This window comes from Vibrio sp. 10N.222.49.C9 (assembly GCF_041474985.1).
Classification (GTDB): Bacteria; Pseudomonadota; Gammaproteobacteria; order Enterobacterales; family Vibrionaceae; genus Vibrio; species Vibrio crassostreae_C.
On record NZ_JBFRVD010001487.1, the window covers coordinates 1 to 477 of the forward strand.

The following is a 477-nucleotide window of genomic DNA, read 5'->3' on the forward strand; positions in this document are numbered from 1 at the left end:
ATTTTATAGAGAGACTTAGCTTTGCGTGCCGAAGTAAACTGGCAACTCTTTCACATCTTGAGTTTCAGTTAGGGCAAGCATTAGCATGATGCGTGCTTTTTGAGGGTTTAGTACTCCCGAACCGATAGCGTGTGATTTAGCCGTAACGAAGCCAGAGCCTGTGCGTGTAGAAAGCACTACTGGGTAACCGTCTTCGTTTAGTTGGCTAATTCTCTCTCGAACCGCAGAAGGAACAGAGCCATTACCACTGCCCGCAACCACAATTCCGTCTGCTCCAGACTCTACGATGGCATCAATGATCTCAGGTCCCATATTTTGGTAGCTGTATACGATATCCACTTTAGGCAAGGTCTCTAATTTAGACACATCAAATGTTGGCTTACCCATGACTTTTGCTGGCTCGTAATAGAACTTAGGCTCACCTCCTGCGAAGGTTCCCAAGAAGCCTTGGTCATGTGCTTTGAAGGTATCTAGAGA

At 46.1% G+C, this 477-nt stretch carries 1 pseudogene; it reads right to left on the bottom strand.

From position 1 onward, the window contains the following. Positions 1–15: 15 nt before the first annotated feature. A pseudogene (locus tag AB4585_RS28880) lies at positions 16–477 on the bottom strand (L-asparaginase); the annotation flags it as partial.